The organism is Gluconobacter sp. GP1 (assembly GCF_032913585.1).
GTDB classification, from domain to species: domain Bacteria; phylum Pseudomonadota; class Alphaproteobacteria; order Acetobacterales; family Acetobacteraceae; genus Gluconobacter; species Gluconobacter cerinus.
The window spans coordinates 1-531 of the sequence record NZ_JASGXC010000055.1; the positions used below are offsets into that span (position 1 = coordinate 1).

General features: G+C 61.0%; 1 protein-coding gene. It reads right to left on the reverse strand.

Translation table 11 applies throughout. From position 1 onward, the window contains the following. Positions 1-139: 139 nt before the first annotated feature. Positions 140-531, reverse strand: a 392-nt coding sequence (locus R5H23_RS16890) for a hypothetical protein (RefSeq protein WP_317216135.1), incomplete at its 5' end; no start/stop codon positions are given.

The window sequence follows — 531 nt, forward strand, 5'->3', positions numbered from 1 at the left end:
AGCCCGATGGACGAGAACCCGGATCGCAGGATTTCCGCGATCTGGTGAGGAACGCTTCGGGTGTCGCGGAATGCCAGCCCACCCTTCTGTTCGTGAAAATCCTGCGGACCGTCTATGCGGCGTCTGATCGTCGCCATGATTATTCCAGCCCGAACGCAGTGTTGGGTACCGGGGCGGCTTCAGGCGTGGCGGGTACGGAACGGCGTGTCGCAGATTCAGGGGCGCGGAGTAGCGGCATCTGCAAGGTGTCGGCTGTATGTGGACCACTGCTTTTCGCGGGCGACCACAGCCGGTGGCCAACGGCGGCACCGACAACAATCAGACAGACGCCAGCGATCATCGGGAGGGGGACGCGTCTGGCTCTTTGTGGCGGCCGTTCGTTAGCATTTTCTTCTGCCGGGAGGGGACGGAGACCGTCAGACGCCTCTGAAAGCACCTCGTGGTCGAGAACGATGATGGTCCGTTCCCCTTCACGACGAATAGAAACGGACTGTGTGTCAGGGGGAACAGAAATGATCATCGCGGACCTCA